Here is a 16914-nt window from a genome sequence, read left to right on the forward strand (position 1 = left end):
GCAAAGTGCTGTTCCTGCCGAAGCACACCACCGAGCCCGACACGCCGTCGATTACAGCAATTGCTTAAGTCGTTGTCAGTGGGCCTGGCGAGCCCAAACGAAAAAGGCCCGCCAACTACGAACGAACGCAGTTAGCGGGCCAACAGGCGTGGTCCAAGGTTTGCCTTGACCACATCGGCACCGATGTCACACACTCAGGCGATCTTCGGATAGTCCGTTCTGCTCACCCACTCGTCTGGACAATCGAGACCGTCGTCATCCGGTGTCGCTTCTTCGACCACGAAGAAGCCGTAACGAGACTCAGCTTTTCCGTGCTCAAACCGCCTCCTCACCTTCTCCAGTCGGAAGACAACACGCTCATCCTCCTCATCCTCGGCAGGCACGACAAACTTTTCGTTCAGATGAGCACTCAGCACTTTGCCGGGTCCACGCTTCTGGGCTTCGAGACCACTGCGTTCGTTCTTTGGAACGAGTGGGTCCATCAGGCCCAGTCGAATGACCTCGCCGACGACTTCACCAATAGGCAAGCATTTGTTGAGCAAATGCGAACCCAACACCGCGATTCTGCTGCGAATCGGATCGTCGGCGACGCGACGGTCGGCATAGTTGTCGAGAAAACCCTCAACACCGTTGACCATCAGGATGCCACCGATGACATATGCCCACTCCGTGCAGGGGTGATACCTGGAGTCATCCAGCGGCATACCGACTGCTCGCCAGCGTTCAATCATGCCGTGGACTTCCGCGGCAATCTCTTCACGATAACGAGGCAGGTACTGGTGTCGTGGATTCCCGATCGAGTCTTGCCGATCCGTGATGCTGCCGTCGGGCTTGAGGTGAATCGGGAGTCCCCGGTTCAACAAGTCCTCTGACAACGCCCCGAAGTTGGTCGACATCGACATCACGATCTCGTTGCGAATTCGACGTGGTTCCGAACCGCACCCCGGAGAGTACAGTGTCGGAGCCGGATCCGTGACGAATCGCTCGACAAACGCCGACGCGATCTTCGAGCTTCCGTTCACACGGGCATTCTCAAGCCGAATCATTCCCAGTGAAGGATCCGTATTGAGACTGGCGATGATCGCCTTCTGAGTCGCCCAGTCAGCTGGCTCCCAGCTAACGGACGTCTTGGGCGTCTGTCCTGCGATGAAGTCGAGCACCGTGTCCTTGCCACTGTGGCTTTTGGACGCCGTTGCCAGAATGATCGGCTTGCCACCAGGCCAATGGTGCCTGAGTGCAACCGTCAACAATCCAGCCACGGCATTCGCCCGGTCGGCCTGCGTGTCGAAGTCCATGACATCCAGAAACGTGTTGATTCGTTCCATCGAACCGGATGGTTCAGCTGACTCACCAACAAAGATCACTCGATGCCCGTCGCCGCCGTCGTTGTAGCCGGGATTCGTCAGTGTGAATCCTGGCAGATACTCGGGCTGCGACGAAATCCGATCCACTGGAGCGAACATGGACAGGAACGCTTCGGTGTGAAGTATCTCATCCAGCGTCCCGGCAGAAATCCGGCTGGGCTTTTGCTTTTCGTTGTGGAACCGATGCAAATCAATGCGATCGACAATCGCTGCGGAAAGCTGTTTGCCCTTCAGGATGCTCCGGGGGCTGCCATCGGGCAGCACCAGAAACAGTCCACCGTCGTGACCAGATCGCCGGAACAAATCACCTGACAGGGCCAAGGCCCTGCCGAGCACCTCGAAGTTAACCGAGGCGGGCGACTCATCGTGCCAATACACCTGCGGACAGCCATTCAGGCCGCAAAACATTTTCGAGTCATTTGGTGCCTCATTCGTTACTTTGGAAATCATTGAAAAACCTTTTCGTGAAGGATCATTTGTCCCCACATACCCATCACACCCTGCACAACAAAGCGACGTTGCGTTCACTGCAAGAATCATCTGTTGCACCTTGTGATTGGGTCGTGGGATTTCGGTGGCAAGACAACGTGGCCAACACCACACACAAACTGGTCCTTCCCTCCTTGGAACCCTCGAAAGCTGTTGTCGCCAACGAGGCGACTCGAGGAGCAATCAGGCGTGAGCCTGGATCGCTTTTGGCAGTGGATTCTTCCTAATGATGACTCCAACGTGCCGCCCATCACGGTTTCATGGCCAGCGGATGCCGTGACAGGTAGTGTGAGCCCTTCTCCGATGTGATCACCAACCACTTGGCCAGTGTTCGCAGTGCGGGCTCCGTCCGGGCTGCATGGACGGAACCGCTCGAAGTGCCCTTCAGCTCAAAGGGCTCGATGATGTTCAATCCGTCTTGGCCTGAACAACATCTCGGTCACCGTCGTTCCTCCTTCTGCTTGGGGTTCTGGGGATTGCCAATCGAGTCCCGCCAAACTGGCGTGTCAGCTGTGCTGGGTGTGTCGGGTTCCTAAGGCAAATGAAAACCACGCAGGCTTCGTTTCCCAGGCCCCTTTCGCATCCGCACGGGCGACCGGTAGAAGGCTAAAGCTGTCTTCCCCGGACTCACTGGATGAATATCGCGACCCCGTAACACGAACTGGCCTTCACGACCGAATCCTTCGCGTTGATGCCGTCTTTTGCAGGTTTAAAGCAGCTCGCGTGACTGCCGTGTCGGGTGTGTGGGCCTGTGCTGGGGCCAAAAGCCTGCCGCCTTAAAATCCGGAATTGAAAGCCCACTCCATCCGGCTCTCTCCCTAGATGCATTCGGCTGCAGACTTTGCTACCCTTTTGGGGGACACAGAACAGGACAGTCTCCCTTTATTCCGAGGGGAACGAGATGACTGAAAAATTGAATGACTATTTGATGACGGCAGAGGCGGCAGAATTCTTAGGCGTTTCGCAGAATACGCTGCGAACGTGGGCCAAGCTGGGGAAGGTCCCGGTGCAGGTCAATCCGGCGAATGGATACCGGCTGTTTCGACGGAAGGACCTGCAGAAGTTCCTCGACTCGGTGGCGAAACCGGTGTCGCGGAAAGCGAATTGACGCGAAGCAATGATCACTATTGGATGCACGAAGCAACTGACATATGAGCCAACACAACCTTTCTTCTTTTATCTGGTCGGTCGCGGATCTGCTGCGGGGTGACTACAAGCAGTCCGAGTACGGGAAGGTCATCCTACCGTTCACGGTGTTGCGTCGATTGGACTGCGTACTGGCTCCGACCAAAGAGGCGGTCCTTAAGGAAAAACAAAAACGCGAGGACGCCGGGATTAACCCCGAGCCGTTCCTGCTGAAGAAGTCCGGCCTGCTGTTCTACAACACGTCGCCACTGGACATCAAAAAGCTGATGGGCGATCAGGACAACATCGCCGAGAACATGTTCTCCTACATCGACGCCTTCTCACCGGCAGTGCGGGACATCTTCGAGTGTTTTGATTTCCACACGCAGGTACAGCGTCTCGACAAAGCCAATCTGCTGTATTTGGTCACCGAAAAGTTCTCCAATATCGATCTGCATCCCGAAGTTGTCAGCAACGAGCAAATGGGGCACGTCTTTGAAGAACTGATCCGCAAGTTTGCCGAACTCTCCAACGAAACCGCCGGAGAACATTTTACTCCACGCGAAGTTATTCGGCTGATGGTCAATCTGCTGTTCATCGAAGACGACGACGCCCTGACCAAGCCCGGCATTGTCCGTTCGCTGTACGATCCGACTGCTGGAACGGGCGGCATGTTATCGGTCGCCGAGGATCATCTGAGCGGTCAGAACCCGGACGCTCGGCTGGTGATGTACGGTCAAGAACTCAATGGCGAGTCCTACGCCATCTGCAAAGCTGACATGCTGATCAAGGGTCAGGATATCAGCAACATCATCCACGGCAACACGTTGTCCGACGATGGTCTATCGGGCAAGCAGTTTGACTACATGCTTTCCAATCCACCGTTTGGCGTCGAATGGAAGAAGATCCAGAAGGAAATCAAAAAGGAGCATGAGCAGGACGGCTTCAACGGTCGCTTCGGCCCCGGCCTGCCGCGAGTCAGCGATGGTTCGCTGCTGTTCCTGATGCATCTGATTTCCAAGATGCGACCGACCAAAGACGGAGGCAGTCGCTTTGGCATCGTCTTGAACGGCTCGCCCCTGTTCACCGGCAACGCAGGCAGCGGGGAAAGCGAGATTCGCCGTTACGTGCTGGAGAACGATTTACTGGAAGCCATCATCGGTTTGCCGACCGACATGTTCTACAACACGGGCATCAGCACTTACATCTGGATCGTGACCAACCGCAAGCCCGCCAGCCGCAAGGGCAAAGTGCAGTTGATCGACGCCAGTGCGATGTGGCAGAAGATGCGGAAAAGTCTCGGCAGCAAACGCAAGGAACTTTCCAGCGACCACATCGACGAGATCACACGTCTGTTCGGGGAAGCCAAAGAAGTTTGGATCGACGAAAAAACCGGCAAGCGCGTGAGCCGCAAGGCGCTAGCCGCGGGTTCTTCAGCATCGTCAAACGGCAAACCCAAAACACCGGCGGCTAGCGCCTTGCCGCTCACAGCCATCCCGATCAGCCGCATATTCAAGACGACCGACTTTGGCTACCAGACGATCTCGGTCGAGCGACCGCTACTTGATGACGACGGCAACCCCGTCCTCGAAACGCGAGGTAAACGGAAAGGCCAGCCCAAGCCCGACTCCAAACTGCGAGACAGCGAAGAGGTTCCGCTGGGCGAAGATGTGGACGAGTATTTCCAGCGAGAAGTCGTGCCGCACGTTCCCGACGCATGGATCGACCACGACAAGACGAAGATCGGCTACGAGATTCCGTTCAACCGCCATTTCTACGTGTTCAAACCGCCGCGTGAGTTGGATGAGATCGACACGGAATTGAAAGGGGTGACGGATCGGATCGTCGAAATGATCGGGGAGCTTTCGCAATGAGTTTTCCGGCTTACGACGAGTACGAAGACAGCGGCGTCGAATGGCTTGGCGAAGTCCCCGAACACTGGGACATCGACCGATTCAAACGGTCCACTGTAAGTTGCAGGAACGGAATTTGGGGCAGCGAGGCGAAAGGCGACGAGAACGATATTCCGTGCGTGCGAGTCGCTGACTTTGACCGAGAACAACTTTCGGTCTGCGACGACATCCCGACGGTTCGCAACGTGACGGAGAGTGAACGGAGCGAGCGAACGTTGTCGAATGGAAATCTGCTCTTGGAAAAGTCAGGCGGTGGTGACTTACAGCCAGTCGGATTCGTCGTGCTCTATAACCACGACGAGCCAGCCGTTTGCTCCAACTTCGTTGCCAAGATGGAACTCGCGGAGGGTATGGTTCCTTCGTATTGGCGATACTGCCACGCAGCGGCGTACTCAGTACGTCTCAACTATCGGTCAATCAAACAAACGTCGGGAATTCAGAACCTCGATCAGTCTCAGTATCTCGATGAGCGAGCACCGTTCCCGCCCGAAGACGAGCAAAAGGCGATCTCGTCGTTCCTCGATGTAGAAACGTCGAAGATCGACGGTTTGGTGTCGGAGCAGCGTCGTTTGACCCAGTTGCTTGCGGAAAAGCGTCAGGCGGTCATCAGTCACGCGGTCACCAAAGGCCTGAACCCCAACGCCCCCCTGAAACCCTCCGGCATCCAATGGCTCGGCGATGTCCCGCAACATTGGGAGGTGTCTCGACTGAAGCACGCGACATCCAGAATCGTGGATTGTCCGCACGACACGCCAACGTACAACGATGACGGTGATTTTCTGGCGATCCGTACTTCTGATCTCGACGATGGCAAATTGTTTCCCGAAATAATGAAGCGAGTCGATGAGTACGAGTACCACCACAGGATTCGTCGAGAGCCAGTTTTGCAAAACGACATTGTCTACAGTCGAGAAGGTGGTCGATGGGGACACGCTGCTCTGGTGACGGCAAATGACAGGTTTTGCCTCGGCCAACGCATGATGCAGTTTCGAGCAAACGCCAAGTTCGACGCTCGCTTTCTAATGTGGCACTTGAATTCCAAGAATGTCTACCGACAGGGTGACGTTGATACCGTTGGTGCGGCATCCCCCCATGTGAATGTCGGGACAATTTGCAACTACCGCATCACCAAGCCGCCAACATCGGAGCAACAAGAGATATCCGACTATCTTGGAGAACGACTTGGTGAGTTTGACTCACTCGAAGCGGAAGCCGAACGAGCCATCGAACTTCTCCAAGAACGCCGCACCGCCCTCATCTCCGCTGCCGTCACCGGCAAGATCGACGTTCGAGGATTTGCATCCGAGGAGGCGATGGCGTGAGCGACATCAAACTGTTTCGCACCAATGGCAGCGGTGTCACCTTGCTTGAGGGGCAATCTGTTGCACTGGAAAAGTCCCTGCAAACGCTGATCGAGAAGCACCTCGATGTATTCCTTGGCATTCGGTTTCTCGCCAGCGAGCACTCCACCGGTAAGACGCACGGTGGCAGGATCGACACACTGGGAATTGATGAAAACGGCTGCCCATGCATCATCGAATACAAACGAGCTAGCAATGAAAACGTGATCAATCAGGGGCTGTTCTACCTCGATTGGTTGCTTGATCACAAAGGCGAGTTTGAGTTGCTCGTTCTTAAAACCCTGGGCCAGGAAGCAGCAAGCACAATCGAATGGTCCAGCCCTCGGCTCTTGTGCATTGCAGGTGACTTCACAAAGTACGATGGTCACGCCGTTAAGCAAATGAATCGAAACATCGAGCTGCTTCGATACCTGCGATTCGGTGAAGAGTTTTTGCTGCTAGAGCTGGTAAACGCGGTTCAGGCGACTTCCCCTGTCGATGTCGATCCAATTGTTGTCGTTGGAAAGACGAAAACAAAACAGAAGGACAAAACTGTCACGGAACAGCTGGGTGATGCTTCGCCTGATTTGATCGATCTTTACGAAGCATTGAAAGCAACCTGTCTTGGTTTTGGCGACGATGTTCAGGTCAAAACCCTCAAGCTCTACGTGGCATTCAAGAGGCTGAAAAATTTTGTCAGCGTCGAAGTTCGGGCCGGAGCTGGCAGTCTCATCTGCTACATCAAAGTCAATCCTGATTCGATCGATCTGCAAGAAGGCTTTACACGTGATGTTCGAAATATCGGACATTGGGGAACTGGTGATCTGGAAGTCACTATTCGAAGCCACGCGGACCTGGAGAAGGCCCTGCCTTTGATGCAAGCCAGTTATGAGGGGTCGTGATCGATGGCACTCCACAACGAAATCGAATTCGAAAACGACATCTGCGACCACCTCGCGGGACACGGCTGGCTGTACGCCAAAGAGGACGCTGCCGACTACGATCGCAAGCTCGCTCTCTTTCCCACCGATGTTTTGGCCTGGGTTCAGGAAACCGATCCCGATGCTTGGGCCACGCTGACCAAGAACCACGGGGCCTCTGCCGAAGCCATTCTCCTGAAGCGGCTTCGCGACTCGCTCAACAAGAGCGGCACGTTGCACGTGATTCGGAACGGGTTCGACGTGCTTGGGCTTCGCAAGCCGCTGCGGATGGCTCAGTTCAAGCCCGCTCTGGCGATGAACCCGGACATCATGAAGCGGTACGCCGCCAACCGACTGCGAGTCGTCCGGCAGGTGCGTGACTCGCTGCACAACAAGAACAACATTGACTTGGTGCTGTTCCTGAACGGGATTCCGGTCTCAACGGTCGAAATCAAGACGGACAACACCCAAAGCATCGACGACGCGGTCTACCAGTACAAGAAGGACCGTAACCCCCTGCCCAAAGGACAGTCTGCGGAACCGCTGCTGTCGTTTCCTTCGGGTGCCCTGGTGCATTTCGCCGTCAGCAGCAGCCGTGTGAAGATGACAACCAAGCTGGCAGGCTTCGGCACTCATTTTCTGCCGTTTGATTTGGGCGACCACGGAGCGTCTGGCAATCCGCTGAATCCCGATGGCTACCGCACCTCGTATCTCTGGGAACAGGTCTGGGATCGCGACGGCTGGCTGGAGATCCTCGGTCGCTACATGGTGGCTGAAAAGGACGAGAAGAAGCAGATCACCAAGCTGATCTTTCCTCGCTACCATCAACTCGATGCCACTCGCAAACTTCAGCAGGCTGTCTTGGCCGAAGGTGCCGGTGAGAAATACCTGATCCAGCATTCGGCAGGCTCCGGCAAAACCAATTCGATCGCGTGGTCCGCTCACTTTCTGGCTGATCTGCACGATGCAAACGACAAGAAGGTCTTTGATACCGTGCTGGTGGTTTCGGACCGCCGAGTGATCGACGGACAGCTTCAGGACGCCATTCGTGGGTTTGAAAGAACTGCGGGTGTGGTGGCGATTATCAAAGGCGACCAGGGGAGCAAGAGTGCCGAGTTGGCAGATGCTTTGTCGGGTGACAAGAAGATTGTCGTCTGCACGATCCAGACATTCCCGTTTGCGTTACAGGCCGTGCGTGAACTGGCCGCGACGCAGAACAAACGATTTGCGGTGATCGCGGATGAAGCCCACAGTTCGCAGACTGGCGAAGCGGCTTCGAAACTGAAGATGTTGCTGTCTGCCGAAGAACAACAGGAACTCGAAGACGGCGGAGCGATCAGCAGCGAAGACATTCTGGCCGAACAAATGGCCTCCCGTGCTGCTGATACGGGGATCACCTACGTCGCCTTCACCGCGACTCCGAAGGCGAAGACGCTGGAGCTATTCGGTCGTCGCCCCGATCCTACACAGCCATCGACCGAAGACAATCTCCCCACTCCATTCCATGTCTATTCGATGCGGCAGGCGATCGAAGAAGGCTTCATCCTGGACGTGCTGAAGAATTACACGACCTACAAGCTAGCTTTCAAACTAGCCAACGCGGGCAAGGAATTCGACGACACCGAAGTCGAACACAGCACCGCGGTGAAGGGGCTGATGAATTGGGTTCGGCTGCACCCCTACAACATCGCTCAGAAAGTCCAGATCGTCGTCGAGCACTTCCGCGAGACCGTTGCTCCGTTGCTCGAAGGTCGAGCCAAAGCGATGGTGGTGACCAGCAGCCGACTGGAAGCGGTTCGCTGGCAACTGGCGATCAACAAGTACATCAAGGAAAAAGGCTACCCACTGCAAACTCTCGTTGCGTTCTCCGGCGAAGTGAATGACAAGAAATCGGGCCCAGAACCATTCAAGGAAACCAGCACACAACTAAATTCGGACCTGAAGGGTCGCAACATCGCTGAGGCCTTCAAGGATGACCAATTCCAAATTCTGTTGGTCGCCAACAAATTTCAGACCGGATTCGATCAGCCGCTGCTGTGCGGCATGTACGTCGATAAGCGACTGGCCGGGATTCAGGCCGTGCAGACTCTGTCCCGGCTCAACCGGTGTTATCCCGGCAAGGACGATACCTACGTGCTCGACTTCGTGAATGAACCGGGGGAAGTCCTCGATGCGTTCAAAACGTATTTCACGACCGCACAGCTTTCGGACGCCACCGACCCCAACATCATCCTCGACCTTCGGACGAAGCTGGATGCGTTAGGTTTCTACGACGAATACGAAATCGACCGCGTCGTCAACGTGGTGCTCGATCCGAACGCGAAACAGAAACAACTGGAAGCGGCGATCACGCCGGTTGCCGGTCGATTGCTGAAGAGGTTCTCTGCGGCCAAGTCGGCTCATGCGGAAGCGGTCGAACATAAGGACGAGAAAGCGATTCAGGCCGCCAAGGATACGATGGATGCACTGATTCTGTTTCGTGGCGACGTGTTGACGTATCTGAGAGCGTACACGTTTCTGTCGCAGATCTTTGACTACGGCAACACGGACTTCGAAAAGCGGGCCATCTTCTTCAAACAGCTGGTCCGGCTATTGAAGTTTGGTCGCGAACGAGAGGGCGTCGATTTGTCGGAAGTGACACTCACTCATCACAAACTTAGCAATCGCGGCAAGCGGAATCTCGGACTGTCCGACAAAGATGCCCCCAAGCTGAACCCGCTGACCGAAATCGGCAGCGGTGCGATCCGTGAAAAACAAAAGGCCTATCTGACCGAGATCATTTCCAAACTGAATGAGATCTACGGAACGGACACGACCGACGGCGACCAGTTGTCTCACGCGACGACACTCAACGAGAAGGTCCTAGAATCGACGGTCCTTCAGCAACAGGCTGCCAACAATTCAAAAGAGCAGTTCGCGAACTCGCCAGATCTGACCAACGAGATCATGAATGCGATCATCGACGCGATGGACGTGCAGGTCGACCTGAGCAGCAAAGCATTGAACTCAGCCGAAATCCGCGAAAGCCTGAAAGGGCTGATGCTGAATCAGTTGGGGCTGTATGAAAAACTCAAATCCCGAGCGATAGGAGCGTGATTTGAAGCTAGGCAAGCATTCCAATTTGCCGTCTCAAGCCCAATCGAACCGACGAATCGTTCAGGGTTCGTATCGAAAAGCTCTTGTGATTCAACGAGACAACGAAGCGTTAGATGACTCAATAATAGAGAACATGGAACTCATGACACGTTACCTGACCAAATCTCGATTCATCCTTGGCCACGGATGCCCAACCAAGCTCTTCTACACGAAGAAACCTGAGTATGCCAACTCACGAGAGGCGGATGAGTTTCTTCAGAGCCTCGCGGAAGGCGGGATGATTGTCGGTGAACTCGCAAAGCTCTATTTCCCGGGCGGCCATGACGTTTCAACCTTGAATTATGACACGGCACTGGAGGAAACCAGCCAACTTCTTCTTCAGAACGATGTCGTGATCTTTGAGGCCGCAGTCGCTTACGAGAATCTGTTCTGCCGAATCGACGTATTGGTTAAGAAAGGAAACGAGCTCCAGCTGATCGAAGTAAAGGCCAAGTCGATCGATGGAAATGACAGTGATCCGTTTCGGGGCACCCGAGGTGGCGTCCTCTCTGACTGGAAGAAATACTTGCTCGACGTCGCTTTTCAGCGTCTCATCTTCCAGCAGGCGTTCCCCACGTTTACTGTTTCATCGTGGTTGATGTGCGTTGATAAAACCGAGGAATGCACCGTCGATGGTTTGCACCGACTGTTCAAAATCGAAAGCGATGGCTCGCGAACTTCCTGCGTATTCGTTGGCGATGACCCTGCGGGCTCGATTTGCCGCGAAATCCTGAAGCGACGAAGGGTCGACGGACACATTGACGAATTGTGCAGCGACGACTTCGGCGGTCGTGACTTTGAACAGTACGTCCGTTGGCTCGCGGATAACTACTCACGTGACACGAAAGTCACTCCAGAAATTGGAGTTCACTGCCGCGATTGCGAATTTCGCTGCACACAGCAGCAATCCGACAACGACCGACAAGACGGTTTCCGGGAATGCTGGTCAGAAGTACTCGGCTGGTCAGACGCTGACTTTGACCGCCCGACGGTCTTTGACCTTAACAATTTTCGGCGAGCTCAGGAATTCATCGATCAACGTCGCATCGCACTCGAGGATCTGACCGAAGACGATCTCGATTTCGAGACAGACGCGAAACCCGGATTGCACCCAAAAGAGATGCAGCGGGTTCGACTGAATTCTCTTAAGTCGAGCAGCAGCAATGCCTTTGTCGACACTGAAGGGCTAGCGGAAGTAAGCAGAACCTGGAGATTCCCACTGCATTTCATCGACTTCGAGACGGCGGCCCCGGCCGTCCCGCTCCACCGGGGCTTGCGGCCTTACCAGAGCCTAGCGTTTCAATTTTCGCACCATACGCTTGGCGAAGACGGAAGCGTTTCCCATACCGGCCAATACCTGAATTCCGAACTCGGAGCATTTCCCAACTTCGATTTCCTTCGGAATCTAAAGTCTTCGTTGGATGGGGATAACGGAACGATTTTCCGATATGCCGCTCACGAGAATACGATTCTCAATCACATCGTTGAGCAATTAGACGAGTTCGGTCGCCACGAAAGTGATTATGAAGAGCTGCGGAACTTCGCCTGTTCGGTCTCCCGACCAACCCGGTCTCATCCGAATCCATGGACGGTAGGCGATCGAGATATGGTCGACCTGAGAGAGCTTGTCGCTCGCCACTATTACCACCCGAGAATGAGGGGATCCCAGTCGATCAAGTACGTTCTGCCCGCTGTTTTAACCGACTCCGCGTTCCTTCAAGAAAAGTACTCGTATCCAATTTACGGATATGAGGTTGATTCCCGTTCCAGCCAGAACTTCTCCAGGCAGACATGGATTCAATTTAGAGAGGATACCGTCATCGATCCCTATGAGCTGCTTCCTGCGGTCTTCGATGATATTGACAGAGAGACATGGAACGAATTTTGGACTGACGAAGACATTCGTGGCGGCGGAGCTGCAATGGCTGCCTACCTCCGCCTGCAGCAAGAGACGCTTCCGCAGGGATATCGAAAAAAGGTTGAGCAGGGCTTACTCAAGTACTGCGAACTGGACACGCTTGCGATGGTTATGATTGTCGAATCGTGGCGGAACCATCCACGCTGAAGTGTTGCCTTGTGGAGTTAGTGAGATCGGTCTGGCCCGCAACGATCGTCATTTCGTCAAAGGGAAGGTCGGAGCAGGCAAAGTAGCAACCACTGAGTAACACTGAGAAAATTGCGATTTGATTGAGAGAACGAGCCATGAAACCCGAAGAGCCTTCCAGTCCACCATCCCAGCCCCGGTCGGAACTGGCGACGCGTTCCAGCATGATCTTCGACTTGAAGGAGGTCTCGGAGGAGCGGTGGAATAGCTTCGTGCTGGTCTACACGCCGCTACTGAAGTTCTGGATCCGCAAAAAGAATATTCCGTCAGCGGCAGAGGACGACATCCTGCAGGAAAGCTTTTACGAGATCTGCAGGAGCATCGGGAATTTCGAGCGTGATGCCGCCAAAGGCAAGTTCCGTGGCTGGCTTCGCACCATCGTTCAGCGACGGGTTGCGGATTACTTCCGATCACGGCCAGAGGATCAGGGCGTTCCCCAGGAAGTGCTCAACCAAGTCGTTTCTCAAGATCAAAAGGACGCCGACGAAATCGAAGGCGAACAGCAAGCACTCGAAGAAGTGAAAGCCCGGGCGTTGGAGTTGGTTCGGCAATCGACCGCCGAAAAGACCTGGCAGATGTTCTGGCTGACCACCGTCGAGGAAGTCCCGACATCCGAGATTGCCAAACAGTTCGATGTAACGACCGCTGCGGTGCGGGTTGCCAAACAGCGTGTACTGAAGCGGCTTCGAGACTTGATGATCGATGAAACCAGCGAAGATTTATAATGCGGATGTTCGGTGTTACGCCCTTCCGATATTCATCCGAAGGAGCATGCCCGGACTCAAAACGAATCATTTGGTACAGCAATCATGGCCGAAATCGCAAGTTGCCCAACGCAAGAGGAGCTCATCCGCCTGACCCACGGCAACTTACCGGGGGAGCGGCTGGAATCCGTCTGCGATCATGTCGAAATATGCGGGAAGTGCCAGGATTCGCTCTCTAAAATCGAAGATCCGCCTGACGCATTCGCGAAACAATTGGTTGGGGTCAGTCCTGATGATCTGGAAAAAGCCCGAACCGCGATTGAAGCGGAAACTCTCAAGGAGACGGCAAACTCCGTGTTGGGGTTTTTCGCACCGGTGCTGGAGTCCAAAGACCGGCGACTCACGCTGACCGTGCCTTGCCAACTGGGACAGTACGAGGTCCTGCGGCTGATTGCTTATGGCGGTATGGGAGAGGTTTACGAGGGTCGGCATGTGCGGCTGAAACGCCCCGTCGCCGTGAAAGTGATTCGAGGGTACCGGCAGGACGATCCCGTTTCACACGAACACTTCCTCCGGGAAATGGAGACCGCCGGTCAGCTGGAACACCCCAACCTGGTCCGGGCCTACGACGCTTGGGAACATGATGGATACCTGTTCCTGGCTCAGGAGTTGCTTGACGGAGAATCCCTCCAGCAGCTCGCCAGCAAGGGACAGATCAAGACGCCCAGCGAGATCGCTGACGCAGTACTCGGCACTTGCCGTGCCCTGGAGCAACTGCACGGCAAAGGATTTATCCATCGGGATGTCAAACCTGCGAACATCATGCGGCTGACCGATGGCACGATCAAACTGATCGACTACGGTCTGGCCGTGGCCGCCGACTCCGGCAAATCAGCGAGTCGAGTCGGGGGCGGAACGGTCGGCTATATGTCACCCGAACAGGCCTACGGGGCAGGCACCGTCGACAATCGTTCTGATATTTACTCTGTGGGCCGTGTGCTGAAGTATTTACTCAGTAAGCTGCCGGAAGTGTTCGCAGAAGCGAAGCAAGCCGAGCTTGTTCAGAAGCTCACCGCACTCGCCGAACGATTGACTCAGCGAGAGCCGACCGCTCGCCTACAAAGCGTCTACGCGGTCATCGTTCAGCTCGAGCAGTTGCAGGAGTCGATCGAACCATTGGAACCGGCAACCGACAAACGAGCACCGCCAGACCCACCGAAGCCTTCACCAGTTGTCGAACGCCCGAGAAAGAAAACAGCGAATCCACGCGAGCCGTCGTCGGCTCCAACAACTGAAGCAAGAACCCAGGCACAGCCGAAGCGTCGCGGCGTCGGGTGGCCGATCATCGCTGTCTTGCTGGTCGGAGTCGCGGGATTTGGTGCGTTTCAAATCACCTTCAAAACCGACCAACAGGCGACGGTTCGGGTCGAGAACCATCAACCCGGCGACATCATTCAAATCACCAGTGAAGACGGGAAGGTTCGGTCTGTTGAGCTTGGCGATCAGCCAAAGTTTGTCGTTGATCGGGGGACCTATGAACTGTCACTCGAAGGCCCCGATAATCGGCAACTAAATCCGACCAGCATCACAGTCACGGGCCGAGATCAACTGACTGTTCGGATCGAAGATCGCTCAGGGGGAAATAAGGGCTTCGAGCCCATTGGCGTTGCGGGCGTTGCCAAGCAACCGCTCAGGCCGAAAGAGATGGAGATCCCCTCCGATCCAGGAACCAGACCAACTGAAGCTGGAAGCACGGCCCCGATGTCCGGCAAGATGGCCAATGCTGCACCGGCAATGATGACCCCCGCCGATTCCAAGACGCTTTCGGCACCATTCTCCGCGACCGACATTCGCACGAGCCGCCAGGCGTGGAGTGAGTCTTTGGGGCTGGCTGAAACTCTCACCGTTGTAACAGGCCAAAATCCGGATTTTGAACTGGAGTTTGTTTTGATACCGCCGGGTACCTTTGAGATGGGCATGCCAGCATCGCTGTCTCTGATGGCTGGCAACAAGCCGGAATGGGCTGAGTCCAGTCGACCTGCTCATCGGGTCACGATCGCTCAGCCATTCTATCTCAGTCGCTACGAAGTGACGCAGCAGCAGTTTCGTGATGTCATGGGAGGCGGACTGACACCGGTCACGGGCGATGGAACCACATTCCCGGCCACGCAGATTCCCTGGAAAGCTTGCGTTGATTTCTGCAATCGGTTGACCCAGTCCGGTACGAACATTCCGACGGGCGGTAAACTGCGTCTGCCAACCGAAGCCGAATGGGAGTACGCCTGCCGAGCTGGAACGACGTCTCGTTTCTGGAGCGGTGACCAGATTGAACCGAGCCAGGCCAGCTTGAGGATCAGTGGTCGCAAATTGACGCTGGAGCCCGTTGATGCATTCGCACCAAATCCATTTGGGCTCCACAACACGCACGGAAACGTCTCCGAGTGGTGTTCCGACTGGTTCTCGCCTGATTACTACGCATTTTCTGGCAACAATGACCCCAAAGGACCTGCCGAAGGCTCACGCAAGGTCATCCGTGGCGGCGGCTATTCCAATCCTCCGTTCTCTGCGACGTCTTACTGGCGACAGAGCCATGAGCCCGACACTCGCAGCGGCAACATCGGTTTGCGGCCCGTGATCGAGCTACCTGCTCGGTAGCCCACGCGAAATCGAAAAGCCGCGATGTTCCGGCGTTTCTGGGATTTCGGGATTTCTTGCGGCATCCGTGTTACGCCCCCGCGATAGGTATGGGGGCGAAGCGAGACGGCTCCCTGCGGCACAAGTCCCAGTTGCGTGCTGGGTGTGTCGGATGTGCTGGGGGCTGCATGGAACCACAAAACATCAGCTTGCTCGCTTCGGTGTTACGCCGTTCCGATATGGATGGGTGTAAAGCGAAAAAAAACGCTTCTTCATTACCCGCATTCAGCAGAAAAAACTGAACATGAAATTGTCAAAACGGGGCTTTGCCAAGAGTGATTCAAGAAAGTGTTTTGAAACAGTGCCCCACGGCTGTCGTTCGGGAAGCACCGCGATAGTGATAATGTTTTCGATGTTGTTCGGTGTTGTCTTCATGTATAGCGTGTGCAAATACGAACGGGCAAAAGCTGTTGCCAGAGCGGAAGAAAAGCTTTCCAGAACCGCTGAGGAACTTTTTGCTGCTCCGATTCAACTGGATTCAACGAGCCGTGAACGAACTCACATCGCACTTGATGTGTGTCTCGGCAACCACCTGGTAAGAGCGGTCGCCAGTGGGAATCCTGCTGTTCAGAAGGAGCAAAACGCAAAGCTTCAGTCATTTCTAGAAAAGAATGTGATTGGGGAAGTAGTTGTTTGGGAATTTGAGGTTGCTGAACTTGGTAGCAAGGATATATCAACGGGTTTCTTGTCCTCCAAGAAGGTCGACTACATCAGAGTGTTCGTTCCTGAACTCTACAACACCTACGGCTCTGAGGGACAGGTATTTGATTTCATTTGCGGTGACGATATTCCTGATTCCGTTTTCAAGCAGATTCGAATGGGTGATAAAGTCCTTGTTCGATCTGAAATCGTCGAAGCCCATTACGGAAAGTCTTCCAAGTCTTATGTCGCTTTCAGTGCACCATTCGGGACAGACAAAAACGATCTCTCTCAGAATGGGCTCGCGGTTCTCAGTGCACTCGAGTCCGAGTTTGACGTCAGACAGGAAAGGAAGTTTGATTCTTTTCGACTATATTCCTTGTAAGATTACACTCGGGAACTTTGTTAAACCGTTGGAAATAGTCCATCAAAATGGCGGCGTGAGCATGCTACACTAAGTAGCCCCGTTTGTATGGAAAAGTCTGGT

10 protein-coding genes are annotated in these 16914 nt (G+C 54.7%); 9 read left to right on the forward strand and 1 reads right to left on the reverse strand.

Annotated features, from left to right (window positions below):
- Positions 1-194: 194 nt before the first annotated feature.
- Positions 195-1814, reverse strand: a complete 1620-nt coding sequence (locus EC9_RS14030) for a hypothetical protein (protein WP_145346169.1) — start codon at positions 1812-1814, stop codon at positions 195-197.
- 940 nt (positions 1815-2754) lie between these two features.
- Between EC9_RS14030 and EC9_RS14035 the strand changes: the two genes are divergently transcribed.
- The 9 genes from EC9_RS14035 to EC9_RS14075 all read left to right on the forward strand — a co-directional run bounded on the left by EC9_RS14035 (position 2755) and on the right by EC9_RS14075 (position 16812).
- A complete protein-coding gene (locus tag EC9_RS14035; RefSeq protein ID WP_145346171.1) occupies positions 2755-2961 on the forward strand; it encodes a MerR family transcriptional regulator in 207 nt (68 codons plus the stop codon).
- Between the two features lie 43 nt (positions 2962-3004).
- Complete coding sequence (locus EC9_RS14040) at positions 3005-4852, forward strand: type I restriction-modification system subunit M (RefSeq protein ID WP_145346173.1); 1848 nt, start codon at positions 3005-3007, stop codon at positions 4850-4852.
- 254 nt (positions 4853-5106) lie between these two features.
- On the forward strand, positions 5107-6213 hold the full coding sequence (locus EC9_RS14045) for a restriction endonuclease subunit S (RefSeq protein WP_218934133.1): 1107 nt from the start codon (positions 5107-5109) through the stop codon (positions 6211-6213).
- Entirely contained in the window at positions 6210-7133 is a 924-nt protein-coding gene (locus EC9_RS14050; RefSeq protein WP_145346177.1) for a DUF5655 domain-containing protein, read from the forward strand. Before EC9_RS14045 ends, EC9_RS14050 begins: the two co-directional genes overlap by 4 nt.
- 3 nt (positions 7134-7136) lie before the next feature.
- Positions 7137-10247, forward strand: a complete 3111-nt coding sequence (locus EC9_RS14055) for a type I restriction endonuclease subunit R (RefSeq protein ID WP_145346179.1) — start codon at positions 7137-7139, stop codon at positions 10245-10247.
- A 133-nt stretch (positions 10248-10380) separates the two neighbouring features.
- Positions 10381-12351, forward strand: a complete 1971-nt coding sequence (locus tag EC9_RS14060) for a DUF2779 domain-containing protein (RefSeq protein WP_145346181.1) — start codon at positions 10381-10383, stop codon at positions 12349-12351.
- 137 nt (positions 12352-12488) lie between these two features.
- A complete protein-coding gene (locus EC9_RS14065) occupies positions 12489-13115 on the forward strand; it encodes an RNA polymerase sigma factor (RefSeq protein ID WP_145346183.1) in 627 nt (208 codons plus the stop codon).
- Between the two features lie 84 nt (positions 13116-13199).
- Positions 13200-15749, forward strand: coding sequence for a bifunctional serine/threonine-protein kinase/formylglycine-generating enzyme family protein (locus tag EC9_RS14070; RefSeq protein WP_145346185.1), 2550 nt, complete (start codon positions 13200-13202; stop codon positions 15747-15749).
- A gap of 283 nt (positions 15750-16032) precedes the next feature.
- Positions 16033-16812, forward strand: a complete 780-nt coding sequence (locus tag EC9_RS14075) for a hypothetical protein (RefSeq protein WP_145346187.1) — start codon at positions 16033-16035, stop codon at positions 16810-16812.
- Positions 16813-16914 lie beyond the last annotated feature (102 nt).

It is taken from the genome of Rosistilla ulvae (assembly GCF_007741475.1).
In the GTDB taxonomy this organism is placed as follows: domain Bacteria; phylum Planctomycetota; class Planctomycetia; order Pirellulales; family Pirellulaceae; genus Rosistilla; species Rosistilla ulvae.